At 64.8% G+C, this 23,720-nt stretch carries 26 protein-coding genes; 10 read left to right on the forward strand and 16 right to left on the reverse strand.

Annotated features, from left to right (window positions below):
* Window positions 1–11: 11 nt before the first annotated feature.
* The 3 genes from ACREXZ_RS01055 to ACREXZ_RS01065 all read right to left on the reverse strand — a co-directional run bounded on the left by ACREXZ_RS01055 (window position 12) and on the right by ACREXZ_RS01065 (window position 2,432).
* Entirely contained in the window at window positions 12–1,106 is a 1,095-nt protein-coding gene (locus ACREXZ_RS01055) for an SAM-dependent methyltransferase (RefSeq protein WP_431762161.1), read from the reverse strand.
* A gap of 3 nt (window positions 1,107–1,109) precedes the next feature.
* The gene (locus tag ACREXZ_RS01060) at window positions 1,110–1,922 is read right to left on the reverse strand and encodes a DUF1295 domain-containing protein (RefSeq protein ID WP_431762462.1); all 813 of its coding nucleotides are present in this window, start codon (window positions 1,920–1,922) and stop codon (window positions 1,110–1,112) included.
* Between the two features lie 342 nt (window positions 1,923–2,264).
* Entirely contained in the window at window positions 2,265–2,432 is a 168-nt protein-coding gene (locus tag ACREXZ_RS01065) for a hypothetical protein (protein ID WP_431762162.1), read from the reverse strand.
* A gap of 302 nt (window positions 2,433–2,734) precedes the next feature.
* Between ACREXZ_RS01065 and speG the strand changes: the two genes are divergently transcribed.
* On the forward strand, window positions 2,735–3,277 hold the full coding sequence (gene speG / locus ACREXZ_RS01070; RefSeq protein ID WP_431762163.1) for a spermidine N1-acetyltransferase: 543 nt from the start codon (window positions 2,735–2,737) through the stop codon (window positions 3,275–3,277).
* A gap of 22 nt (window positions 3,278–3,299) precedes the next feature.
* On the opposite strand, the gene ACREXZ_RS01075 is transcribed toward speG, so the two are convergent.
* Window positions 3,300–3,926, reverse strand: coding sequence for a LysE family translocator (locus tag ACREXZ_RS01075; protein ID WP_431762164.1), 627 nt, complete (start codon window positions 3,924–3,926; stop codon window positions 3,300–3,302).
* Window positions 3,927–4,402: 476 nt separating this feature from the next.
* Here ACREXZ_RS01075 and sap1 point away from each other — a divergent pair, with 476 nt between their 5' ends.
* Both sap1 and ACREXZ_RS01085 read left to right on the forward strand, forming a co-directional pair.
* Entirely contained in the window at window positions 4,403–4,744 is a 342-nt protein-coding gene (sap1, locus tag ACREXZ_RS01080) for a surface attachment protein Sap1 (RefSeq protein ID WP_431762165.1), read from the forward strand.
* Window positions 4,745–5,056: 312 nt separating this feature from the next.
* Entirely contained in the window at window positions 5,057–5,611 is a 555-nt protein-coding gene (locus ACREXZ_RS01085) for a YaeQ family protein (RefSeq protein WP_431762166.1), read from the forward strand.
* 22 nt (window positions 5,612–5,633) lie between these two features.
* Here the strand turns inward: ACREXZ_RS01085 and ACREXZ_RS01090 are convergent, their stop codons facing one another.
* On the reverse strand, window positions 5,634–6,047 hold the full coding sequence (locus ACREXZ_RS01090; RefSeq protein ID WP_431762167.1) for a VOC family protein: 414 nt from the start codon (window positions 6,045–6,047) through the stop codon (window positions 5,634–5,636).
* Between the two features lie 370 nt (window positions 6,048–6,417).
* Between ACREXZ_RS01090 and ada the strand changes: the two genes are divergently transcribed.
* The 4 genes from ada to ACREXZ_RS01110 all read left to right on the forward strand — a co-directional run bounded on the left by ada (window position 6,418) and on the right by ACREXZ_RS01110 (window position 11,044).
* A complete protein-coding gene (ada, locus tag ACREXZ_RS01095) occupies window positions 6,418–7,518 on the forward strand; it encodes a bifunctional DNA-binding transcriptional regulator/O6-methylguanine-DNA methyltransferase Ada (protein ID WP_431762168.1) in 1,101 nt (366 codons plus the stop codon).
* Window positions 7,515–8,435 (forward strand): DNA-3-methyladenine glycosylase family protein, encoded by a 921-nt coding sequence (locus ACREXZ_RS01100; RefSeq protein ID WP_431762169.1) that lies wholly within the window; start codon window positions 7,515–7,517, stop codon window positions 8,433–8,435. The genes ada and ACREXZ_RS01100 overlap by 4 nt, the downstream gene beginning before the upstream one ends.
* A gap of 257 nt (window positions 8,436–8,692) precedes the next feature.
* Window positions 8,693–10,306 (forward strand): glutamate--cysteine ligase, encoded by a 1,614-nt coding sequence (gshA, locus tag ACREXZ_RS01105; protein WP_431762170.1) that lies wholly within the window; start codon window positions 8,693–8,695, stop codon window positions 10,304–10,306.
* Between the two features lie 231 nt (window positions 10,307–10,537).
* Window positions 10,538–11,044, forward strand: a complete 507-nt coding sequence (locus ACREXZ_RS01110) for a hypothetical protein (protein ID WP_431762171.1) — start codon at window positions 10,538–10,540, stop codon at window positions 11,042–11,044.
* 18 nt (window positions 11,045–11,062) lie between these two features.
* Here ACREXZ_RS01110 and ACREXZ_RS01115 read toward each other — a convergent pair whose 3' ends face one another.
* Complete coding sequence (locus ACREXZ_RS01115) at window positions 11,063–12,622, reverse strand: DHA2 family efflux MFS transporter permease subunit (protein ID WP_431762463.1); 1,560 nt, start codon at window positions 12,620–12,622, stop codon at window positions 11,063–11,065.
* Window positions 12,623–12,757: 135 nt separating this feature from the next.
* Window positions 12,758–13,273 (reverse strand): MarR family winged helix-turn-helix transcriptional regulator, encoded by a 516-nt coding sequence (locus tag ACREXZ_RS01120; protein WP_431762464.1) that lies wholly within the window; start codon window positions 13,271–13,273, stop codon window positions 12,758–12,760.
* Between the two features lie 263 nt (window positions 13,274–13,536).
* Here ACREXZ_RS01120 and ACREXZ_RS01125 point away from each other — a divergent pair, with 263 nt between their 5' ends.
* A complete protein-coding gene (locus ACREXZ_RS01125) occupies window positions 13,537–13,911 on the forward strand; it encodes a hypothetical protein (RefSeq protein WP_431762172.1) in 375 nt (124 codons plus the stop codon).
* A 326-nt stretch (window positions 13,912–14,237) separates the two neighbouring features.
* Window positions 14,238–15,833 carry an efflux transporter outer membrane subunit gene (locus tag ACREXZ_RS01130; RefSeq protein ID WP_431762173.1) on the forward strand — a complete coding sequence of 532 codons (1,596 nt, stop codon included), beginning with the start codon at window positions 14,238–14,240 and terminating at the stop codon, window positions 15,831–15,833.
* Window positions 15,834–15,858: 25 nt separating this feature from the next.
* On the opposite strand, the gene ACREXZ_RS01135 is transcribed toward ACREXZ_RS01130, so the two are convergent.
* Genes ACREXZ_RS01135 through gspG form a run of 8 tightly spaced genes read right to left on the reverse strand, consistent with a single transcriptional unit; the run spans window position 15,859 to window position 21,872 of the window.
* The gene (locus ACREXZ_RS01135; protein WP_431762174.1) at window positions 15,859–16,638 is read right to left on the reverse strand and encodes a type II secretion system protein N; all 780 of its coding nucleotides are present in this window, start codon (window positions 16,636–16,638) and stop codon (window positions 15,859–15,861) included.
* 22 nt (window positions 16,639–16,660) lie between these two features.
* Window positions 16,661–17,164: a type II secretion system protein GspM gene (gene gspM, locus ACREXZ_RS01140; RefSeq protein WP_431762175.1), complete on the reverse strand. Its 504-nt coding sequence runs from the start codon at window positions 17,162–17,164 to the stop codon at window positions 16,661–16,663.
* Window positions 17,161–18,528, reverse strand: a complete 1,368-nt coding sequence (gspL, locus tag ACREXZ_RS01145; protein WP_431762176.1) for a type II secretion system protein GspL — start codon at window positions 18,526–18,528, stop codon at window positions 17,161–17,163. The genes gspM and gspL overlap by 4 nt, the downstream gene beginning before the upstream one ends.
* Before the next feature lie 28 nt (window positions 18,529–18,556).
* A complete protein-coding gene (gspK, locus tag ACREXZ_RS01150; protein WP_431762177.1) occupies window positions 18,557–19,744 on the reverse strand; it encodes a type II secretion system minor pseudopilin GspK in 1,188 nt (395 codons plus the stop codon).
* Between the two features lies 1 nt (window position 19,745).
* Window positions 19,746–20,435, reverse strand: a complete 690-nt coding sequence (locus ACREXZ_RS01155; RefSeq protein ID WP_431762178.1) for a PulJ/GspJ family protein — start codon at window positions 20,433–20,435, stop codon at window positions 19,746–19,748.
* On the reverse strand, window positions 20,413–20,832 hold the full coding sequence (gene gspI, locus ACREXZ_RS01160; protein WP_431762179.1) for a type II secretion system minor pseudopilin GspI: 420 nt from the start codon (window positions 20,830–20,832) through the stop codon (window positions 20,413–20,415). Before gspI ends, ACREXZ_RS01155 begins: the two co-directional genes overlap by 23 nt.
* 1 nt (window position 20,833) lies before the next feature.
* Window positions 20,834–21,364, reverse strand: a complete 531-nt coding sequence (locus ACREXZ_RS01165) for a GspH/FimT family pseudopilin (protein ID WP_431762180.1) — start codon at window positions 21,362–21,364, stop codon at window positions 20,834–20,836.
* 43 nt (window positions 21,365–21,407) lie between these two features.
* Entirely contained in the window at window positions 21,408–21,872 is a 465-nt protein-coding gene (gspG, locus tag ACREXZ_RS01170; protein ID WP_431762181.1) for a type II secretion system major pseudopilin GspG, read from the reverse strand.
* Window positions 21,873–22,036: 164 nt separating this feature from the next.
* Between gspG and ACREXZ_RS01175 the strand changes: the two genes are divergently transcribed.
* Complete coding sequence (locus ACREXZ_RS01175) at window positions 22,037–22,447, forward strand: type II secretion system protein N (protein WP_431762182.1); 411 nt, start codon at window positions 22,037–22,039, stop codon at window positions 22,445–22,447.
* A 51-nt stretch (window positions 22,448–22,498) separates the two neighbouring features.
* Here the strand turns inward: ACREXZ_RS01175 and gspF are convergent, their stop codons facing one another.
* Window positions 22,499–23,716: a type II secretion system inner membrane protein GspF gene (gspF, locus tag ACREXZ_RS01180; RefSeq protein WP_431762183.1), complete on the reverse strand. Its 1,218-nt coding sequence runs from the start codon at window positions 23,714–23,716 to the stop codon at window positions 22,499–22,501.
* Between the last annotated feature and the right edge of the window lie 4 nt (window positions 23,717–23,720).

Here is a 23,720-nt window from a genome sequence, read left to right on the forward strand (position 1 = left end):
TACCATGCGCGTCAGCGTCGATCGAACAGATAGTGTGCGACGCCCCACTCGCGGCCTTGCGCATAGCCGAACAGCTCCGCCACCGCCATGTAGAACATCCGCCAGCGCTGCAGCCAGATGGCCGCATCGCGTTCGCCGTACGTCGCCGCGAATAGCGGCAGCACGCGGTCACGTGCCGCATCGAGCGCAGCCAGCCAATGGTTCGCAGTGCGCGCGTAATGTGTGCCGCTCACCCACCAGTGATGCGTCGCGTGCAGATGCGTCTGGAAGTGCAGCAGCAGCGCCTCGGACGGCATCGTGCCGCCGGTGAAGAAGTACTTCGTCATCCAGTCGCTGCTGTCGTGCGTTTCGAACGGATACGCAAGCGTGCGATGCGCGAAGACATGCACGAAGAGCTTCGCGTCGGCGCGCATCCAGCGCGAGATTTTCTCGAGCAGGCGTGCGTAGTTTTTCATGTGCTCGAACATCTCGATCGAGATCACGCGATCGAAGCGGCCCTCGGCCGGCATATCGGCGAATTCGAAGTCGACGATGTCGCCGGTCAGCACCGTTACGTTGCTCAATCCTAGCGCAGCCGCGCGCGCGTCGATGAACGCCCGTTGCCCGTGCGAATTCGACAGCGCCGTGATCCGTGCCGCCGGAAAACGCGCGGCCAGCCACAATGACAGCGAGCCCCACCCGCATCCGAGATCGAGAATTGTCTGACCGTCCGCGAGACCGGCACGCTGCACGTACAGTTCGAGCATCGCTTCTTCGGCTTCTGCGAGCGTCTCTTTGCCCGTCGGATAAAGGCAGCATGAATACTTCAGACACGGCCCCAGATGGGCATTGAAGAACGCCGCGGGCAGTTCGTAATGCTGGCGGTTCGCCGCATCGGTACCGACCGCGATCGGGCTTGCGCGCAGTTCGTCGACGAGCTGCATGAGTCGAACCGCGCTCGCCTCGGGATCATCGGCGCCTTCGTCGCGCAGACGCTGCCGCATTAGCGAACGCATGCCGAGGCGAATCAATGCGTCGGGCAACCAGCCGCGCTCGCAACATTCGATCAGCCAGCCATCGCGTGTGGACGGTGGCGTCAATTCGTTACCGGTAGTCGAAGCAGTCACGATTCATTCCTTTGCGGCGAGTCGCGTGGAATCCGCGCGCGTTTTACGCGGAGGCCAGGGGATGAGCGCAGAGGTCGTGCGCACATAGTCGGGGTACTCGGGACGGCTCTGGGCGAGATGCGTTTCGAGCATCGGAATGCCGGAGACTCGCAGCAGCAGCCAGATCATCAGCAACGGCGGCACGATGCCAAGCGCGATCCATGCGCTGCCTGCGGCGAGCGGCACATACGCGAGCCAATGCAGACACTCGAAGAAATAGTTGGGATGCCGCGAATAGCGCCATAAGCCTGCGCGGCAGACCTTGCCGCGATTCGCCGGCTGCGCGACGAAGGCGGCGAGCTGCCGGTCGGCCAGCGCCTCGCCAGCGGCTGCGACGATCCAGATAGCAACGGCCACCGCGATGAGTACCGCCGGCAACCTGCCGCGCGTGTACGCGGGCACAGCAAACGATATGGCCAGCACCGACGACGCGACCGCCTGCACGAGGAAAAATCCCAGCATCCGTCGCGGTGCCTCGGTACCCCATTCTTCGCGCAGCCGACGATATCGCGCGTCCTCGGGCTTGCCAGCGTTACGCCGCCACAGATGAAAACCGAGGCGCGCACCCCAGCACGCCCCACCGATGCCGACCGCAATCCGCCGCGATGGATCGCCGGTGCCGGCCAGCGCATAGAGCAATGCGACGCCACCCAGCGACGCGGCCCAAACCGGGTCGATCATGCCGGCATTGAGGCTGCGCAATTGCCATCGCCAGACGGCGAAGAACACCAGCGCCAACGCGGCGAGCGCGATCGATGCAGCGAGCAGCACGGACATGATCAGAAGGAGCGAACGGAGCGCTCGCAAGCGGAATCGGGCGGCATGTGCGGGTTTTCCTCGAACGCGAAACCGATGGGGCCGCAACCTGTTCGCGCGCCCTTCACTGCTCTTTACGCAGATGAACCCCGATCGGATGCGACCAGCCGCAAGCGTCCGGAACGTCAAAGATGGTTAACTCCCCGCTTAAAAGCTTGCCTGAGATGGCGGTCGCTTTCACACTGTCCAGGTGACGTGCATGCAGGGCGTTACGTGTGTGGTTAAGCCGCAGTCTCACGAACGCTGCGGCTTTTTTTTGCGCGCGTGTTTTGCAGCATCGTTCGCAGACGTGCGCGAAAACAGTTAGTGCGGATGCCGCAGACTGCGGATCGGATGGCGCCAATCGATGCGCCGCTGGCGCGGCAACTGCTCGCGCTCCCGATGCTCTTGCCAGAGCTCGTCGGAAAACAGAAACGCGACGATCAGTAACGGGACGACGAGAAACGCGCCCAATATCAGGTGCTCGACCACGATGGCCTCCCGATCTGTACAAGCTGTCACTTCATTGTAGGCGGACGGCGCGAGGTTCGCGTGCGCCGCCGCTCATATCGCGCGAAACACGGCTCCTGCACCTGCGACAACGCGACGCTGACCGCCGCGCAAAACCGCACCGCAGCAACCCATGCGGGGCCCGTGCCACATCGCACACGCAATGCCCGGCGAACCTCTGGCATTCGCGGGCACCTAACCCTGCATGCGCTGGCACAATTCGGCTTGCCGTCGTCCCGTACGGCGCAATTCGTCCATATAACCCAATATCGCCAGGGAAATCCATGACCACGGAACGCCACACCGACCTGACGCTGCGGCCGCTCGAGCGCGACGATCTGCGCTTCGTTCACGGCCTGAACAACGACGCAAAAATCATGCGCTACTGGTTCGAGGAGCCGTATGAGACCTTCTCCGAACTCTCTCAGCTCTACGATCAGCACGTGCACGATCAGCGCGAACGGCGCTTCGTCGCGATCGACGTCACCGGGCAAACCGTCGGCCTCGTCGAGCTGATCGAACTGGACTACATCCACCGGCGCGGCGAATTCCAGATCATCATCGCCCCGCGTGCGCAGGGCCACGGCTACGCATCGATCGCGACGAAGCTCGCCGTCGATTACGCGTTCTCCGTGCTGAATATGCGCAAGATCTATTTGATCGTCGATAAATCGAATGCTGCCGCGATCCACGTGTACGAAAAATGGGGCTTCGTGCACGAAGCGGAGCTGATCGAGGAATTCTTCGGCAACGGCGCGTATCACAACGCGTTGCGCATGTGCATGTTCCAGCGCGACTTCTTCGCCCGCACGCGGGCGCCGCAGTGAAGCGCGCCCGCGCTGCGCGCGCTTACGCGGCGGCTTTCTTCCATACGGCAGCGAAAATACCCGCGCCGATCAACAGCGTGCCTCCGGTGCGGTTGATCGTGCGCTGCACGCGGGCGCTGCGAATGGCGCGCCGCGCCGCGGACGCGATCAACGCATAACCGAGCGAATTCAACGTCGCGAGAATCACGAACGTCGCCTCGAAGATGACCATTTGCGCCCACGCGGCAGCATGCGGATCGATGAACTGCGGTACGAACGCGACGAAAAAGATGATGCTCTTCGGGTTCAGCGCGGTGACCGCATACGCATGGGCGAAGATGCGACCCGCACGGGTTTCGGCCATGGACGACTCATCGGTCGCGACAACCGGCGCACGCCACAGCTTGATGCCGAGGTAAATCAGGTACGCGGCACCCACCCATTTCAGCGCGGTAAAGAGCGTCGCCGAGGCCGCGAGCAGCACGCCGAGCCCGAGCATCGACGCGGTCATCGCGGTAATGTCGCCAAGCGCAACGCCGGCGGTCGTCACCAGCGCGTAGCGGCGGCCATGGCCGAGCGCATACGAAATCACGAGCAGAACCGTCGGGCCGGGGATCGCGACGAGAATCGCCGAAGCGATCGCGAACGGAAGCCAGTGGGCGAATGTCATAGTTTTATCTCCTGAGGAGAGCCGATTTATCCACGAACCGCGGCCCGTTGCAAGTACCCGTCGCGTGGCTTCTTCCCGGTCCGGCAAACGGACCTGGCATCTTTTTTTATTCCTAAAACCGGTTCCCACGCTTAATTCGCCAAACGACTTTGTGTGCGCCGCGTCACGTTTTTCCGCATTTGTATTAAGCCGCTTAATTGCCTCTCCGCGTTTACGCGAATCAACGGCGTAAACCATTGCCATTAAAGGCTCTAATTACGCATTTCGATTGTCGACGTATTGCGCCACTGCGTCTTTTTGTCTCGCCAACGGGCTTAAAACCTTTACAGGAGCAGGTGCGACAATTCGCCACTGTTGCGGTCGCACACAAGATGTGCTTGTGCTCGGCGCTGCGTTTCCTAAAGTGCAAGGTGCGGATGCCCCATTGAAGTTAAATACATAGCTAACCTGAGCAATCATCCGCACGGAGGCTGAACATGATCAAGCGTATTGCTCTTCTTTTTGCAGTGGCGGGATTTGCTGTCGCATCGGCTGTGCAGGCGCAGGACGTCGTCGTCAAGCCGCTGCAGACTATTCAATTCAAGCCGAACGCATATGGCTGTCTGTCCAAGGACAATCTGGACGCGGTCAACCAGCATGCGCAGGCAGGTGAACAGCAGAAAATGCAGGAGTTCTTCTCCGGCTACCAGTGTCTTTCGACACCGGAAAATGCGAGTTTCCGCGTAGTGCGCGTCGTCGGTCACGATATCGAATTCGTGAATTCCGGCAACAGCGATACGCAAGGCCTCTGGACCAACGACCGGTTTATCAAGCCGTAACGCCGGTAAATCCCGGTGGCATCGAGCCGATAAACCGGGGAGCGGATTTAACTGATCTTTTCGGATCGGTGTGAGCGGATGCGTGTAAAAGCGGCCGGGAAAATTCCCGGCCGCTTTTCATTTGCGCCCGCCGCGCGCAGCGACTCTTCTGTGACAGTTCGACGGGCTTGCTCCACGCGCCCCGCACATTGGGTATCATCACGCGCGCCTGCCGTATGTATGACAACGGCACGATAAATGCTCATCGAAAGACGACGGCACGCCGTCGATCTCCCCATTTTCTTCGGCCCTCACGGGGGCTTCTGGTGTCGCATGGCTCTCAAATCGACCATCTATAAAGCCGATCTGCAGATCGCCGACATGGACCGGCATTACTACGCCGACCATGCGTTGACGATCGCCCGTCACCCGTCCGAAACCGACGAACGGATGATGGTCCGCGTCGCGGCGTTCGCGTTGTTTGCGCAGGAACGCCTGGAGTTTTGCAAAGGCCTGTCCGATATCGACGAGCCTGATCTGTGGCAAAAGGACCTGACCGGCGCCATCGAAACGTGGATCGACGTCGGGCAGCCGGACGAACGGCGAATCGCGAAGGCGAGCGGTCGCGCGAGCGAAGTCATCGTGATCGCGTATGGCGGCCGCACGTCGGATATCTGGTGGCAGGGCGTGCGCGGCAAGGTCGACCGCCTGCGCAACGTGACCGTCTGGTCGCTCGCCGACGAAGTGGCCGCGTCGCTCGGCCGCCTCGCCGAACGCACGATGCGCCTGCAATGCACGGTGCAGGACGGCGCCGCGTGGCTCGGGTCGTCTCAGGCCGATCCGGTACCGATCGAATGGACCGTGCTGAAAGAGCCGGCCAACGCCTGATCGAAGCGAAGGGGAATGCGCCTCAGGCGGTACCCTCCGGCGGCCCCTTGAGTTCGACCATATTGCCTTCGGGATCGAACAGGTACAGCGACATACCGAAGCCGTCTGCGCCGTAGCGCATCGCGCGCTCGCCGAGCCGTGCACCGCATTCCGTCAGATGTTTCTGGAGCGCGTCGGCGTCGAACGGTTCGACACGCAGACACAGGTGATCCATATTGCGCCCAGCACCGTGAGTGCCGTTGTCCGCACGGTCGATCTTTGCGCCGACCTCGAGCAGATCGATCAGCGAACGGCCCGCGCGCAGCTGGATCAAACCCAGTTCACGCTGCTCCTTCTCTACGCTGCATCCCAGGACGTCACAGTAAAAGCGCGTCATCGTGTCGAGGCTCGCCGCCCGGATCACGACGTGATCGATCTCGCGAATATGAATCTGCATGGAAACTCCCTCGCCGAGGCTGTCCGGTTACCGGAAGTGTAGAAGAAGGCGCGGGGAGGAAAACGAAAACGCGGACGAAAAAAAGCCCGCTCACTGGGAGCGGGCTTAATCCATATCAGGAGGAGACATGGAGGAGACAAGAACCACTATACACAACGGGTTGGTGCGACGCAATAACTTTTTAAGGGAAAACCCGGGAATTGACATTCTCTAGCAATCTCAGGTGCAGCAAGCGTTCCTGGGGGGCTTCGGGCCCCCAGCCGCGGCCGTCTGCGCCGCACCGGACGCAATGACAGAGCAAGATCCGGAGCGTACTGTGTCGACCTGCGGGCTACATTGGTGACCATCGAAACCGTCTCCGGAATCCACCATGAAAACGGATTATTCCACCGCCGCCGAACGCTGGGCCGCCGTCACGAGCCGCGATACCGAGGCCGACGGCGAGTTTTTCTACGGCGTCAGGACGACCGGCGTGTTCTGCAGGCCGTCGTGCGCGTCGCGCCAGCCGCGTCGTGAAAACGTCGATTTCTTCGCCTCCGCGGACGCGGCGCGCACCGCCGGCTTCCGCGACTGCAAACGCTGCCAGCCGGGCCGGCTACCACGCGAAATCGAGATAGTGAATCGTGCATGCGCAGCGCTCGACGCCGATCCGCAGGAACGCCTGACGCTCGCGCAACTGAGTGATCTCGTCCATGTAAGCCCATTCCATCTGCAGCGGCTCTTCAAACGGGTCGTCGGCGTGTCGCCGCGCCAGTATCAGGCGGCGCAGCGGGGCGCGGCACTGCGCGACGCGCTCGCACGCGGCACGGCGGTGACGCGTGCAAGCGTCGACGCGGGCTTCGGTTCGCCGTCGCGGATGTACGACACCGCCGCGGCCGAACTCGGCATGGCGCCGTCCGACTATCGCCGCAAGGGCGCGGGCCTCATCGTGCACTACGCGAGCGCGCCGACGCCGCTCGGCCTTGTGCTCGTCGCGACGACCGACAAGGGCATCTGCAAGATCGCATTCGGCGACGATGCCAACTCACTCGTCGACGAACTGCGCGGCGAATTCGCCAACGCCGAACTGATCGAAGACACCGCGCGACTCGCGCCGTTCTTCGACGAGATCGGTGCGTATCTGGAAGGCACACGCCGACGTGTCGATCTACCGCTCGACATCGCCGCGACCGCGTTCCAGCAGCGCGTGTGGGATGCGTTGCGGCGCATCCCGTACGGCGAGACCCGCAGCTATTCGGAGATCGCCGCCGAGGTCGGCTCGCCGCGCGCAGTGCGGGCGGTCGCGAGTGCCTGCGCATCGAACCCGGTCGCGCTCGCGATTCCGTGCCATCGTGTGATACAGAAGGGCGGCGCGCTGGCCGGCTATCGTTGGGGGCTGCCGCGCAAGGCTGCGCTGCTCGATGCCGAAGCTCATCGCACGGGCGCGCAGGTCGCCCAGCCCGTCACCGCCGATCTGGATCACGCCGCTTGAGTACGGACATCGCCGACACCATATCGCTGGAATTGCCGTTCAAGGCACCGTTCGACTGGCCGCGCATCCTGCGCTTCTTCGCGGGACGTGCGACGCTGGGCGTGGAAGCCGTCGAGGACGGTGCATATCGCCGCGCGATCGACTGGGCTGGCGACGCCGGCACGCTGACCGTTCGTCTGCATCCGCGCAAGCGCTGCATCGTCGCGACGATCGACGGCGCCGCGAGCCGCCATGCCGACGCGCTCGCCGCGCCGATCGCGCGTATGTTCGACTTACATGCGGACCCGAAGAAGATCGCCGCGCATTTCGCCGACGATCCGTGGCTCGCGCCACTCGTCGACGCAGCGCCTGGTCTGCGCGTCCCCGGCGCGTGGTCGGGTTTCGAACTGGTCGTGCGCGCGATCGTCGGTCAGCAGGTCAGCGTGAAGGCCGCAACGACGATCATCGGTCGGCTCGTACAGCGTGCGGGCGAACGCATCGACGATCATCCGCACGCGAACACTGCATGGCGCTTTCCGACACCGGCCGCGCTCGCCGCCGTCGATCTCGAGAAGATCGGCATGCCGGGCAAACGCGTCGCGGCACTGCAGGGATTCGCGCGGGCCGTCGCGAGCGGCGACGTACCGCTCGACAGCGCGGTTGAAGACGCCGCCGCGTTGCGTGCGGCATTGCTCGCGCTGCCGGGCATCGGACCGTGGACGGTCGAATACGTCGCGATGCGCGCGTGGCGCGACGCCGATGCCTGGCCGGCACTGGATCTGGTGTTGATGCAGTCGATCGCGGCGCGCGACCCTACGCTGACCCGCGCGACGCAGCAACGCACACGTACCGACGAATGGCGCCCCTGGCGCGCCTATGCGGCGATGCATCTGTGGAACGAAGTCGCGGATCGGGCAGGGGCCGCGCGCGGAGGCTGACCGGGGCCGATAGATATCACAGGGACGCCGCGCGCGAACGAGCCGGCGAACTCCCCGCAAATCACCGGCAGGCGCGCCGAAACACGTCGAGCAGCCTGCCAGAAGGCTCAAAGCGGTGCCGAAGCAGCATCAAAGCGGCCTCAAGCGTGTCTCGTGGCGAGATGTTAAAGTGCCCGCTACCGAGAATCCGCCGAACGTTGTCGGCCGCCCTTTGGCGGCTCCTGGCGGCAGACAACGCCCGACCTGCAACCGCATCGATGTCAAACACTTCTGCTTCCCCGGCGCTCGACGCGCTTTCTCATCGACTGTCCCTACTGAGCGCCGGCCCGCAACCGGATGCGCTCATCACCGGCTTGCGCGGCATCGAAAAGGAAAGCCTGCGCGTCACCCGCGACGGCCATCTCGCGATGACGCCGCATTCGCGTACGCTCGGCTCGGCGCTGACACATCCGTCGCTGACCACCGACTACTCGGAAGCGCTCATCGAACTCATCACGCCCGCCGAACACGACGTCTCGCTCACGCTGGAGCAGCTCGACAGGTTGCATCGCTTCGTCTACACGGCACTCGGCGACGAGCTCCTGTGGAACGAGTCGATGCCGGCGTTGTTGCCGGCCGACGACGAGATTCCGATCGCCCATTACGGCACGTCGAACATCGGCAAGCTGAAGTACGTGTATCGCGTAGGCCTCGCGTTGCGTTATGGGCGCACGATGCAATGCATCGCCGGCATTCACTACAACTATTCGCTGAACGACGAAGTGTGGCGACTGCTGCACGCCGATCAGCAATCCACCGCGAGCCCGGTCGATTTTCAGTCCGAACGCTACCTCGCGCTGATCCGCAATTTCCGCCGCACGAGCTGGCTGCTGATGTACCTGTTCGGCGCATCGCCCGCACTCGACCGGCGCTTCCTGCGCGACCGTCCGAACACGCTCGAGACGTTCGACGCGGACACGCTATATCGCCCGTACGCGACCAGTCTGCGGATGAGCGATCTCGGTTATTCGAACACCACCGGGCAGTCGGCGCTGCATGCGGACTACGACACGCTGCCGGGTTATCTCGACGCGCTCGCGCAGGCCGTGAGCCAGCCGTATCCGCAATACGAAGCGATCGGCACGCATCGCAACGGCGAGTGGGTGCAGATCAACACCAACGTGCTGCAGATCGAAAACGAGTTCTACTCGACGATCCGGCCGAAGCGTGTCACGTATCCCGGTGAACGTCCGCTGCATGCACTCGCGGCACGCGGCGTGCAATACGTCGAAGTGCGCTGCATGGACATCGATCCGTTCGAACCGGTCGGCATTTCGCTCGAGACGTCGCGTTTCCTCGATGCGTATCTGCTCGTCTGCGCGCTCGACGACAGCGCGCCGCTGCCGCCCAACGCGTATTGCGAAGCAAACCGCAATTTCAGCAGCGTGACGATGGAAGGCCGCAAGCCCGGGCTCGAACTCATGCGCGACGGCGCATCCGTTGCGATGGCGGACTGGGCCAATGAGCTGCTCGCGAAGATCGACCTCACCGCAGCGACACTCGATGCGCTGCACGGCAACGACAGTCACGCGCGTGCGGTTGCCGTGCAACGCGCGAAGCTCGCCGATCCTTCGTTGACGCCGTCGGCGCGCGTCCTGCAAACGATGCGCGACAAGCAACAAGGCTTTCTCGCGTTCGGCCTCGCACAAAGCGAAGCGCACGCCGCACAGTTCCGCAGCCGGCCGCTCGACGCGACGAAGGCAAACGAATTCGCGGCGCTCGCCGAACAGTCGCTCGGCGAGCAGGCACAGCTGGAGCGCGAAGAAATTGGCTCGTTCGATGCGTTCGTTGCAGCTTATCGTGCCTATACGTTGAACCGCTTCAGCGTGTAAGCGCGACGCGGCAATCGCGATCTGAAGACCCAAAGAAGAGGGCAGCCTGAACAGGCTGCCTTTTTTTGTCTGTACAGCGTTGTCTACACACCGCCAGCACCGATAACCGGTAAGCGCTACAACATCGATCGCCGTATGCATGCTCGACGGCAAGTTTTCCCGGAACCGTGAATCCGTTGAAACACACCTGCGTTGGCGGGGTCCAACGTGTATCGCCAACGGAGGTCCGTCGTGATCAAGCAATGCCTGTCGATAGTCATCCTCGGGACGCTCGCCGCCGGTTGTTCGACGCGCGGCCAGGTCGAACCCGACGTCATGCAGATCGCTACCGCGCCGCTCACGTGCACGAGCGGCGCTCAGTGCGATCTCTGGTGGCAACGCGCAAAAACCTGGGTCACCGATCATTCGCGTTATCCGCTGCAAACGGCCAACGATTCGCTGATCCAGACCGCCGGTCCGGATGGCGGCAAACGCGCGCTCGCGTATCAGATCACGAAGGCGCCCAACAACGACGGCACGTCGACGATCGGCTTCGCCGCGCATTGCGACAGCGCGCTCGGCTGCAAGCCCGACCCGTGGAGAGCGGGCGCGGACTTCAAGCAGTTCGTGAGAAACGGCACGGCATCATCACCGGATAACGCGTCGGACAGCGCGTCGGCGCCGCAAGATGCGTCCGGAATGACTGCGATGCCCGCACAGTCGGTGCGATCGGCGACCGGAGAGCCGCCGTCGCAGTAAGTGCATCGCGTCGCGGCGTCAGTGTCCCATCGAAGGGCCCACGCCTTTCTTCGGCTTCGTGATCCACACGAGGCCCGCGAGCAAGGCGAAGCCCACGCACGAGATACGGAAGAAGTCGTTGGTCGCCATCATCAAGCCCTGCTGCGTGACGAGGTCGTTCAGCTGCGCAGTCATGCTTTGGCCCGCGATGCCGAGCGACGACAACGCATCGGTATAGGCCGTAGTGTTCTGCGAATACACGCTCACCGATTCGGACAGCACCGCGTGGTGGTAGATCGCGTCGTTTTCCCAGTACGTCGTGCTGACCGCGGTGCCGATCGCGCCCGACAGTGTGCGCAGAAAATTCGACAGGCCCGAGGCGCTCGCGAGGCGTTCGTCGGAGATGCTCGACAGCGTGATCGTCGTCATCGGCACGAAGAAGCACGCGACGCCGATACCCTGCACGAGTCGCGGCCCGATCACGTGGCTGAACGGCACGTCGAGCGTGAACGTCGAGTTCCAGAACGACACGAACGCGAACACGACGAACCCGAAGCTCGCCACCATCCGCAGATCGAGCCGGTGCATGTTGCGACCGATCAGCGGCGACAGCACGAGCGCGAGCAGGCCGACCGGCGCGGTCGCAAGACCCGCGAGTCCGGCGGTGTAGCCCATCACGGTCTGCAGCCATAGCGGGAAGATCACCACCGAACCGAAGAACGCCAGGAAGCCGCCCGAAATGATCAGCGCGCCCAGTGCGAAATTGCGGTCCTTGAACAGCGTCAGGTCGACCACCGGCTCCTTTTCCGTCGCTTCCCATACCAGCATGAACGCGAGCGAAACGACCGCGACGATCGCAAGCGCGACGATGAAATGCGAGTTGAACCAGTCGCGGTCCTTGCCGAGATCGAGCACCATCTGCAGACACGACACGCCGATCACGAGCAGCGCAAGGCCGATCGCGTCGATGCGTTGCTTCGATGTCTTCGTTTCCCGGCCGCGCAGCAGGAAGAACGCGCAGGCGCCGGAGAAAAGTCCGATCGGCAGGTTAATGTAGAAGATCCACGGCCACGTGTAGTTGTCGGTGATCCAGCCGCCCATCACGGGGCCGAAGATCGGCGCGACGATCACCGTCATCGCCCATAGCCCGAGCGCGAGCCCGCGCTTCTCCGGCGGATACGAGCGCATCAGGATGGTCTGCGACAGCGGCACCATCGGGCCGGACACGAGGCCCTGAAGCAGCCGGAACGCGATCAGCGATTCGAAGTTCTGCGCGAAGCCGCAAAGTGCGGACGCGATCGTGAACAACACGACCGACAGCGTGAAGAGCCGCACCTCGCCGACCCGACGCGCGAGCCAGCCGGTCAGCGGCACGGCGATCGCCGACGCGACCGAGTACGACGAAATCACCCACGTGCCTTCGCTGTTCGACACACCGAGGCTGCCGGAGATCGTCGGCACGGCGACGTTCGCAATCGACGTGTCGAGCACTTCCATGAATGTGCCGAGCGCGAGACCGACGGTCAGCAGCGCGAGCTTGCCGCCGCTGAACGATGCGGATTCCGCGGGCGCGGCGGCGGGAGCCGTAGTGGCCATGATCCTTTCTCCTTATCGGATGGACACTTGTCGCGACACCGATCTGCGTGAACTATTAAGCGGATATTTCATGCTCTGACACCCTCTGCCCAGACAGATAATTACCGGGAATTATGGCGTCCGAAGACGCCTCTTGACTTACTCGTCGCCGTGTCCCGGCAACCCATCCGCCTTCCCATGCACCCCGCAGATACCGTCGTCCGGTGCGCTGCCATTCGCGATGAATCGGCCCAGCAAACTCATCAGCGTGCCCAGTTCGTCCGGCGAAAATCCGTGCAGCTGTTCATTGAGCACCGCGGTGCAGAGTTCCGGCAACTGCGTCGCGGCGTCCCGACCAGCCGGCGTTAGCTCCAGCTTGACCATGCGCCGGTCGATCTCGCTGCGGGTCCTTGCGATCAAGCCTTTCTTCTCGAGCCGGTCGAGCATCCGTGTCATCGAGCCGCTGTCGTAAGACAGTGCGCGCGACAGTTCGAACGGCGTCGTGGCCCGCCCGTGCCACAGCAGCAACACGATACCGATCTGCTGCGCCGTCAGTCCGAGCGGCTTCACCGCGCGATCCATCCGTTCGGCGAGCACGTTGCGCGCCTTCGAAAGGTAATAGCCGAGACTCGATTCGGGAGAGATCTCGCTGGCGTGGTAGGGACCGTCGGTCATCGCAAGAGTGGGGCAGCGGATTGAGCCGAATTTTATCTGCCTGGACAGCGAAGTCAACCATCTGTCGAGCAGATTCACACTGCTGCCTTCATCCTGCTGGAAAACAACAGACGGAGGGCCGCGTACAGCGAAGTATCTTGAGATTTCATTGCATAGTCAATATTATGACAGGCAACGAGTTACGCGCTTCCGCGCCGCCCGAAACCATGTTCTGACCGATTTGCCGCGTGCCGCACACCCCGCGTCACGAGAGGATGTCCGCGATGCTGTACCTGAAAAACACCCTTGGCGGCTGGAGCCGCTCCCTCACCGATACGGCGCTGCATGCCTTCCAGGGTCCGCACCGCTGGTTAAAGCTTGCGCTGTACGCAGTGATGTTCGTGCTGCCCGGGGGATCGCTGGGAGTGCTGTTTTTCGCGTGGATCGATCATCGGCGTAGCCGCCGCGAGGCGCCGTCGGCGCAGCAGGCCGGCGCACGGCAACTCCCGTTGCTGCCCGCGTCGGCTGCCGGCAAGGACGCGGCGTCCACCGGTTCTCTGGTACCGGGCTCCACGATCTGCCAGGCACGCGGCAATGCACCGGTTTGCCGCGCGGCCGCCGGCAAGATCGCCCGGCAGGGCCCGACCGAACGCGTCTGACGCGAGGCCAATCACGACGGCGTAGATGGGCCACGCGGCCCGCGCCGTCGGTCTACATTCACCTTGTCCAGTAACGCCGCGTAACCGGCCGGAACCCTCGGTAACACACCCGTGGCACTCGCCGCATTACTCTCCTCTGTCGACCAGAGTTAGCGCTTTAGCGCTTACTCTGGTCCCATGTCCCATGTCGGAGTTAGCGCTTTAGCGCCTACTCCGGCGTCGGCCTCTATTCAGGCATCGCGTAAGCTACCATTCCGGTACCGGCGCGCCGCCCGGTTACGCGGCCACGCGACCGGCCGCCGACCGAATCGACAGGAATTCATTGCATGCAGTCTGACCGACCCTCGCGCCCGGTTGCCCCGGTGGCGTCCGTGCCACGCATTTCGACGCTTGCCATGACGGTAGCGGCGGCGGTCGCAAGTCTGCTCGCCGGTTGCGCGGTCGGCCCCGACTACCATCGGCCGGAAGTGTCGGTTCCCGCGTCGTACAAGGAAGCTGCGGACGGCTGGAAAACCGCGCAGCCCGCCGATCAGCACGACCGCGGCACGTGGTGGACCGTCTACAACGACCCGCAGCTGAACGCGCTCGAAGACAAACTCAACGCATCGAACCAGACCGTCGCGCAATTCGCGGCTGCTTACCGGCAGGCGCGCGCGCTGGTCGGCGAAGCGCGGGCCGCCTACTTCCCGGTCGTCAGCCTGTCCGGTTCGGGCCAGCGGGCGAGTACACCGCGCACGTCGTCCGGTGGCGGCAGTACGTCGTTTGGGAATTCCAGTTCGATCAGCAACAGCTTCAACCTGTCGCTCGACGCGACATGGGAGCCGGACCTGTGGGGCAAGGTCAGCCGTTCGGTGAGCGCGCAGGAGGAGGGGCAGCAGGGCGCCGCGGCCGATCTCGCAAACGCCCGGCTGTCCGCGCAGGCTACGCTCGCGCAAACCTATTTCTCGATTCGCTCGCTCGACGCGCAGCAAAAGCTGCTCGACGACACAGTCGCCGCATACGAACGCTCGCTGCAGCTCACGCAGAACCGCTACGCGCAGGGCGTCGCCGCGCGCTCCGACGTGATCCAGGCGCGCACCCAGCTGCAATCGGCGCAGGCCTCCGCGATCGACAACGGCGTCGCGCGAGCACAGGACGAACACGCGATCGCCGTACTCGTCGGCGAACCGGCGTCGACGTTTACGCTGCCGCCTGCACCGCTCGACGCCACGCCGCCCGATGTCCCACCGCAAATGCCGTCGGCGCTGCTCGAACGCCGGCCCGACATCGCATCGGCGGAACGTAAGGCGGCCGCGGCCAACGAGCAGATCGGCATCGCGATTGCGGCGTTCTTCCCGTCGCTGACGCTGTCCGCGAGCGGCGGCTTCGAGAACTCGGTATTTTCCAAACTGCTCACGGCGCCGTCGCGCTTCTGGACGGTCGGCCCGCAGCTCGCGGCCACGCTGTTCGATGCAGGGCTGCGCAGCGCGCAGACCAACGCCGCGCGCGCCGCTTACGACCAGCAGGTCGCCACCTACCGGCAAACGGTGCTCACCGCGTTCCAGGACGTCGAGGACAACCTTGCGTCGCTGCGCATCCTCGCGCAGGAAATCGAGGTCCAGCAGCAGGCGGTCGACTCGGCACGTCAGGCGCTCGACATCGTCACGAACCAGTACAAATCCGGCACCGTCGATTACCTGAACGTGCTGACCGCGCAGACCACCGCTTTCCTCGCGGAGCAAAAGCTCTCGAGCATCGCGGGCCAGCGGATGGTGTCGTCGGTGGGTCTGGTGAAGGCGCTCGGCGGCGGCTGGGACGTGGCGCAGATGAATCGCGAAACGGGCGACGTCGCGGCGCCGGCCGCGGCATCGTCGGCGTCGGCTGTGTCGGGCGCATCGACCCCGCCCACTTCGGTCGCCGACGCGCAAGCCCCCAGCAACTAGGCGCGGCGATTTACCGCCCGCACAATCAACGCGTGAACGTCAACGAAACCGTACCCGGCGAGACCGGGCGGCCGAGCAGATTCAATAGCCCGGCAAGATTGTCGCGCGCATCGGGTGTCGCGCTCGCGGTGCCCTGAAACGACGCGCCCGGGCCGCCCAGCGTGCCCTGGCCGTTCAGCAGCAACGGACCCTTCAGCGTCGACAGATTGAGCGTCGACGTCGCGCCTTCCGCCTGAAACACCACGCGATACGATCCCAGCGGCTTCACGCGCGATACGCGCGAACTCATGTCGTTCAGCGTGACGGTCAACTGACCAAACGCATCGCTGCGAAACGTGCGCCATTCGGTCCACGACAGCCGCACGTCGCCCTGCAGATCGAGCGTATTGAACGGCGCGCCGAGGCCGGTCAGCAGCGCCGCTGGTACCGCGATCGCGCCGGCCGTCAGCGTCGCGCCGCGGCCCGTCGCGTCGACGGTCACCGGGTCCGGCATCGCTTCGCTCTGACGCATCTGCATCCGGACGCGGCCGGTGAACAGCGGCCAGAACGCCGTATGCCATTCGATCCGGCCAGGCAGCAGCGTTGCGGCCGTGGTATCGGAGCCCGCGGCAAGCACCAGCGCAGCCGAACCGTTCCACAGCGAACCAGCGGGATCGACGAGATTGATGTGCCCGCGCGTCGACTTCGCGAACTGCGGGGTGATCCACGCGGCAGGCAGCAATACGAGCAATACGATGGCGCACGACAGCGCGCCGACCAGCACCCACGGCAGCGCGACGCGCAGGCGCCGCATCCAGAAAATCATGCGAACCCTTGAACGTAGGCGGTCATTTCGCCGTCGACGGCTGCAGCGACGCCGTCAGATCGACCTGCCCGTCGGCTTTCAGCGCCGTGACGTGCGCCTCCGCAACCTGCACCTTCAGTTGCCGGCGCACATCGTCGAGCCATACGGTCCACGTCGGAAACGACGCGTTCTTCAACTGCACCTGAACGACGTTGCCGATCACCTGCACCTGGGTCGCCGCGAGACCATGACTGGTCAGCGACGACGCGAGCGCATCCTTCAATGCGCCGCCGGTCGGCGCGGCGCCCTGGGTCGCACCCGACAGCGCGCGCGCCTCGTTGGCCTGCGCGGTCATCTGCGCGAGGCGCCGCTGCATTGCCGGCAGTTCGTCGCGCAGATGCGTGCGGCCTTCCTGCGCCGGCGCCCACAGCATCGACCAGACGATCACCAGCGCCAGTACCGCGCCGCCCCACGTGAGCAGCGCCTTTTCGCGCGTGTTGCGCGCCTCCCAGAAGGCGATCCAGGTCTCGAGTAACTGCTCTTTCATTGTCCGCCCCTGATCGTCCACTTGCCGGTGTTGCTGTCGATCTCGCCCGACAGGCCGTTGCTCGCGAGCCGCTTGCCGAGATCCGGATCGACGCGGGTTTCAGGCTTGAACGTCACGTCGAGGCGCCGGTCGTGATAGTCGAGCGCGGCAATGCCGTTGACCGGCACCGGTCCAAGCGACCGCGCGAGGCCGTCGGCAAGCGTGAGGAAATCGTCCGGCGACAGTTCGCCCGCCGCGATGCGCAACTGCTGCAACTGACGCGACATCTGGTCGGGCGCATCGAGCACGACGGTGGTTTTCGGGAACGCGTTCAGCAGCAGCTCGGTCATCTGCGCATTCACTGCGTCGCGTTGCCGCGCGAGCATCACCCACTGCACGTTCGCGCCGATGATCGCGATGACGAGCGACACCGCCGCAAGCATCAGCGGTATGCGCAGGCGCCGCAGCGTCGCCTGGTCGAGCCGCCACGGCTGCGACGCGAACTCGAACTGGCACAGATCGAAGCGGCATTCGAGCGCGCGCCGCGCGAGCGTTTCGAACGGCAGCGGCTGCGCGCCGCCGATGTGTGCGGCAAGCTCCGTCTGCGCGTTCGCGCCGAGGCGCGGTTCGTTGCCCGGCAGATCGGTCAGCACGTGCAATGCGACCGGCGCAGCCCCCGCGAGCGCCTTGAGCGTGCCGGCCACCGCGCCGGCGGGTACCGCCATCCCTTCGCCGAGCGATCCGCGCGCAACCGCCAGTTCGAGGCGCGCAACGCCGGCGTCGAGTGTCGACGCTTCGCCGAGCAGCAGCGGCGCGGTCGATACGACCGTGCCGAGCACGGCGGCTACGACCGTCGGCGGCACGAGCGCAAGGTCGACGGCCTGCTCGGCTTCAGCCACGGCCGCGGCAGCGTCGATGTCGGCAGGCGCAGCGGCCGGAACCGGCGCAACCGGCAGACAGCGCGTCACCGGCACCGCGCGCACCGCGCGATGGCCAGCCGCCGTGAACCCTTCGACGAGGAAGCGGAACCAGCCGCGATCGACAATGGCCAGCACATGCTGCTTGCCGTCGAGCGGTTTCGGATCGACCGCGATGTGGCAGGTCTGCGGATCCTGGATCAGTTGATCCTCGACGACGTTCGGCAACGCCTGGCGCAGCCGCGGGCCCTTCAACGGCGGCACTGCGGTGGCGAGCATCAGCAGGTCGCGCGCGGCGACGATCAGCACCGTCGACGACGCGCGCGGCAACAGCGCCAGCGTCGAACGGCCCGCGCGTTGCGTGCGACCCGACTTGTCGAGCAGCAGGAACGGCAGATCCGGCAGTTGCCATTCCTGCGACGGCACCGCCGGATCGCGCGGCGGCAATAGGACGATCAGTGTGCTCAAAGGCCGCTCTCTTCGGAAAGGACGTGGTTCATAGTTGGTCGCGTACCCGCACGATACGTGTGGTGTGAGTCAGCGCGTCGCGATAGACGAGCGTCGTGCGGTCCACTTCCGCGCGCTCGTGCTGCACCCGGCCGTGGACCAGAAAATAGCTGGTGTTCACGTCGAGCTGGTTCGGATCGATCAGCGCCTGCGGCACGCCCGCGGCGCTCAGCGCGAGCTGCACGTCGCCGACGTTGCGGAAGAACACCGTTTCGCGGCGCGACACGAACGCCTGCGCGCTCGACAGGCTCATGCCCGGCACGACAGCCGCGACCACTTCGGCGGACGCCGTATTCATGTTGACCGCCGTCGCGGTCGGCAGCACGGTCACGAATGGCCGCAGCCGGGCGACGTCCTCGGGCGTGAAGCCTGGCACGTCGAGCAGCGAATCGACACTCGTGAACTGCAGCGGCGCGACGCCGCTGTCGTCGTTGCTGCTGGACAGGCCCGGATTGTCGGTGAAGCTGTTGCCGCCGGCCTCGCCGCCCCCGACAGGCGCATTCTGGCCCGGCGTCGCGCCGCTGGTCAGGTTGGGCGCCTGGAAGCGGGTCGCCGAGCGCAGCAGCGACGCGCGCACCTTCACGGCCGCCGTTTTCGCGAGCGCCCCGTTGAGGCCGAGCGACGTGAGCAACCGCTGGAAACACTGGATCTGTTCGGCGCTCATCTGCAGCACGCCGGGCGCTGGCGACGACACGAGGTTGCGCAGATTGAATTTGGCCTGCGCGTCTTCGATCGAACCCGACAGCCACGTGGCCGAGCCTTCGCCTGCGCGCTTGTCGCCGATCTGCCCGAGGAAATCGGACAGCCGCGTGCGCGCGATCGGCACACCCCACACGCCGCCCAGATACGTGATGCCCGCCGACGTGTCGGCCTCCGAACGCAGGATCAGACGCGTCCAGTCGAGCGCGCCGCGCGCGACCCACTGCGCCTGCGCGAGCAGCCGCTGGTTTTCGATCCGGCGAATCTGCACCTCCTGCCGGTACAGCATGCCCGACACGAGAATCGCCGACAGCGCGACGACCATCAGCGCGCTGATGATCGCCACCCCACGGTTCGCGCGGTTTGCTTCGACACGGCGACGACGACCCGGCACGACGCGACCGCGACCCTGCCCGCGACCGGAGCGTGCGCTCGGGCCGGCCGGCTTCAGGAATCGCGTCGCATCAAGGCATCCCATCTCACTCTCCGACGAGGAACGTGCGTGTCACCGGTCGCTTCAGCGACGTCGCGCCGATGCTCACCTCGAGCCCGGTCACCGCGCGCGGCAACGGCGCATTCCCCAGCTGCGGCACCTTCAGGTTGTTCGTGTTCTCGGTAATCGCGGCCTGCACGTCGCTCATCTGGATAGTCCAGCCCACCTTCGGCACGAAAAGCCGCGCGGTAATTGCGCCAACGCCGCCCATCAGCGCGACTCCGCTCCAGCCGCTTTCGTCGCTCGCGTGCAGCGCGCTGCTCAGCTCGCTGTAATTCGCGAGCGGCGGCGACGCGTAGCGGGTCACCCGTCCTTCGGTGATCCGGTAACGCACCACCTGCAGGCGCGGCGCGACACCCGGCGGATTGAGTTCGCGCACGATCTGCAGCACGCTGCCGTGGACCGACACGGCCGCCTGGCCCGCCTCGTCGTCGGTAGCCGCTTCGCGCGCATCGATGCGCATCTGGTCGAACATCTGCGCGAACACGCGCTCGTCTTCCATCGCGTTCGTGATCGTCTGCCGGCCGCGGATGATCTGGTCCAGACCGCGCCACGACAGTACGGCGATCACCGCGAGAATCGCAATCGCGACGAGCAGCTCGATCAGCGTGAAGCCGGCAACCTGCCTGCGGCGCGCGCGCGGCGCGCGGCGCTCACAGCGAGCGGTTGGTTTCATTCGCGACCACCGTCACCATCTCTGCGAGATTGTCCTCGCGGCCAGGCATCGTCACCAGCACTTCCACGCGACGGAACAGCGGGTTCGGCGTACCGGATACGCGTTCCGTACAAAGCAGCTCCAGGTTACCCTGCGAGCAGTCGAAACTTTGCGACCCGACCTCGGGCCATGTGTGCGTGAGGTACAGCTGCGCCAGCGCGTTGTCCGCGCTCCAGCCAGCGAGCAGGCGCCGGTGCAGGTCCGACTCGCCGGTGGCAAGACTGCCCACCGCACGCAGCGACGCCGACAGCGCGACCGCGATGATCGTCAGCGCCACCAGCACCTCGATCATCGTGAAGCCGCGCGACGCGTGCGAGCTTCGCCGTGCGCCGGTTCGTGCCGAACTTTGCGCCCCCATCTCAGCGCACCTCATAGCGACCGTTCCCGGTACCGATGATCGTCGCGCGGCCGGCCGCTGAAAACAGCGTGACCTGCACCGGCGTATCGATGCTTTCGGTACCGAACACGATGCGGCTCGGGTGCGTATCGGAACCCGGATAGTCGATCGTCACGCCGGTTACACCGCCTTCCCATCGACGCTGCCCGAGCAGATCGTCGCGCAGCGGGCGCCAGCCGTCTTCGGTGCGCACGTCGAAGCGAAAACCGTCGTCGAGCGGCTGCCACGCGACCGGCCGCGCGCGAACCTGCGCCTCGTCGCCGGCCGTCTCGAACAGCAGCGCGAGACGTTGCGCTTCCTCGTTCAGATCGGTGCGCGGATTGCGGCCCAGCGAAAGCGAGGCGAGCGACACGAGCAGCCCGGCGATCACCAGCACCACCATCATCTCCAGCAGCGTAAAACCGCGCTGCCGGCGCGCGTCGCGCCTCGACACACGATGCGGCGCGACTGCATGAAGCGGACGGAGCGAACGGAACGGGCTGAACGAATGCATGGTGCCGGCGATAGAGCAGGGGATCAGGATCAGCCCGTCGCCGTCATTGCCACGAACCGATGTCGGCGTCGTTGCCTTCGCCGCCGGCCTTGCCGTCCGCGCCATAACTGAACACATCGATTTCACCGTGCACGCCCGGGTTCAGATACTGATACGAATTGCCCCACGGGTCGTTCGGCAGGCGCTCGAGATAGCCGCCGTCCTTCCAGTTGTTCGGCACCGGTTCGGTGGACGGCTTTTCGACCAGCGCGCGCAGCCCCTGGTCCTGCGTCGGATAGCGGCCGTTGTCGAGGCGGTACAGCTTCATCGCCTGCATGATCGTACCGATGTCCTGCTTCGCGGCGACACGGCGCGCTTCATCTGGACGGCTCATGATCTTCGGCACGATCAGCGCGGCAAGAATGCCGAGAATCGCGATCACCACCATGATTTCGATCAACGTGAACCCGCGTTGACGGCGAGCGCGCACATTCGCAATTTCAGCGCGGCGATTGGTCCACATCTGCATAGCTTGCTACCTCTTCAAAAATTGGGTTCGATTTCGCCTCTACGAGGCGTGGTGCAGTATCGTGACAGCACGACTGGACGCGTCCGGTCGGACATTTTAATGTCATGCTGTCGCAGGGTTTCAACCCAACGCAAATTTCACATTAATCCGTACAATGGTGCGCCATGAACGCTCTCCAGATTCGCCTCATTTCGCTCGCACTGTTCGGCGTGCTATGCGCGACGACTACCTACTGGGTCGTCACGCTCACGTCGCATCCTGCGCCCGTACCGGCTGCGGCGGTTCGTGCGCCCGTGTCGACCGAACAGGCGGCCACGCTGTTCGGCGGCCAGCTCACACGCACCGTCAACCAGGATGTGCATCTGTTCGGCATCCTCGCGCTGCGGGAAGGCGCCGCGGCGATCGTCAGCACCGGCGGCGAACCGCCGCATACGGTGGCAATCGGCGGCGCGATCATGCAGGGCGCGAAACTTGCCGAAGTACACGCCCGCTCGATCATCATCGACCGCAACGGTGCGCATTCCGAAGTGTTCCTGCCCGCTAACGCACCCGGCCCCACCATCTACGTCCGCTGACGCATTCAATGCCGCGCTGCGTGACACACCGCGCGCCGCGCCACCTGGACGTCACTGCACCAGGTTGTTCAACTCGATGATCGGCATCATCACCGCCAGCACGATCACGAGCACCACGCCGCCCATCGCGAGAATCAGCAGCGGCTCCAGCAGACTCGTCAGAAACATCGTGCGCCGTTCCAGCTCGCGCGATTCGCCTTCGGCCGCGCGGTCGAGCATCGTCGTCACGTCGCCGGTCGCTTCGCCCGAGCGGATCAAATGCACGAGCACCGGCGGAAACGTCTTCGTATTATTCAACGCGCGCGACAGAGACGTGCCTTCGCGCACGCGGACAATCGCATCGTCGATGTTGTTGCGCATCGCTACGTTGCTGAGCGTTTCGCTCGCGGCCTGCAGCGCGCGCAGGATCGGCACGCCAGCCGCGGTCAGGATGCCGAGTGTGCTCGCGAAGCGCACTGTGTTGTAGCCGCGCACGAGGTTGCCCGCGAGCGGCGCGGTGAGCAGCCAGCGATCGAACGCGAGTCGCGGGCCAGCCTGCGCGAGCGTCGCGCGCACGAGGTACGCCACGACCGCAATCACGATTAGTGCCGCCCACCACCAGTGCCGCACGAAACCGGACAGCGCCATCATCATGATCGTGAGAAACGGCAACTGCTGCTTCGTGCTCGCGAACACGTTGACGACCTGCGGCACCACGTAGCTCAACAGGAACGTGACGATGCCGAACGCGATGAGCGTGACGATCGCCGGGTACGTGAACGCAAGAACGATCTTCTGCTTGAGCGCGTTGCGCTGCTCGATGTAGTCGGCGAGGCGCGACAACACGAGACCGAGCTTGCCGGTATGTTCGCCCGCCGCGACCAGCGCGCGATAGATCTCGGGAAAATCGCGCGGATGCTGCGACAGCGCGTTCGCAAGCGAGTGGCCGCCGAGCACTTCGGCGCGAATCGACGCCATCAGTTCGCGGATGTAGTCGCGCTCCGACTGCTCGGTGAGCACGGACAGCGCTTCGTCGAGCGGCAGGCCCGCGATCAGCAGGCTCGCCAGTTGTCGCGTGAGAATGGCCTGTTCGCGTTGCGACAGACGTCGGCCGAGCGACAGCCGCTGTTGCCGCGCGCCGCGCGTGCGGGTCGCGGCCGGCTCGACGATCAGCGGCGTCAGCCCCTGCGTGCGCAACTGGGTACGCGCACCGCGCGCGCTGTCGGCATCGAGCACGCCTTTCTGCGCCTTGCCCGCCGCATCGATCGCTTCGAAACGGAATGCCGGCATGCGC

This window comes from Paraburkholderia sp. (assembly GCF_050742655.1).
Taxonomy (GTDB): Bacteria; Pseudomonadota; Gammaproteobacteria; order Burkholderiales; family Burkholderiaceae; genus Paraburkholderia.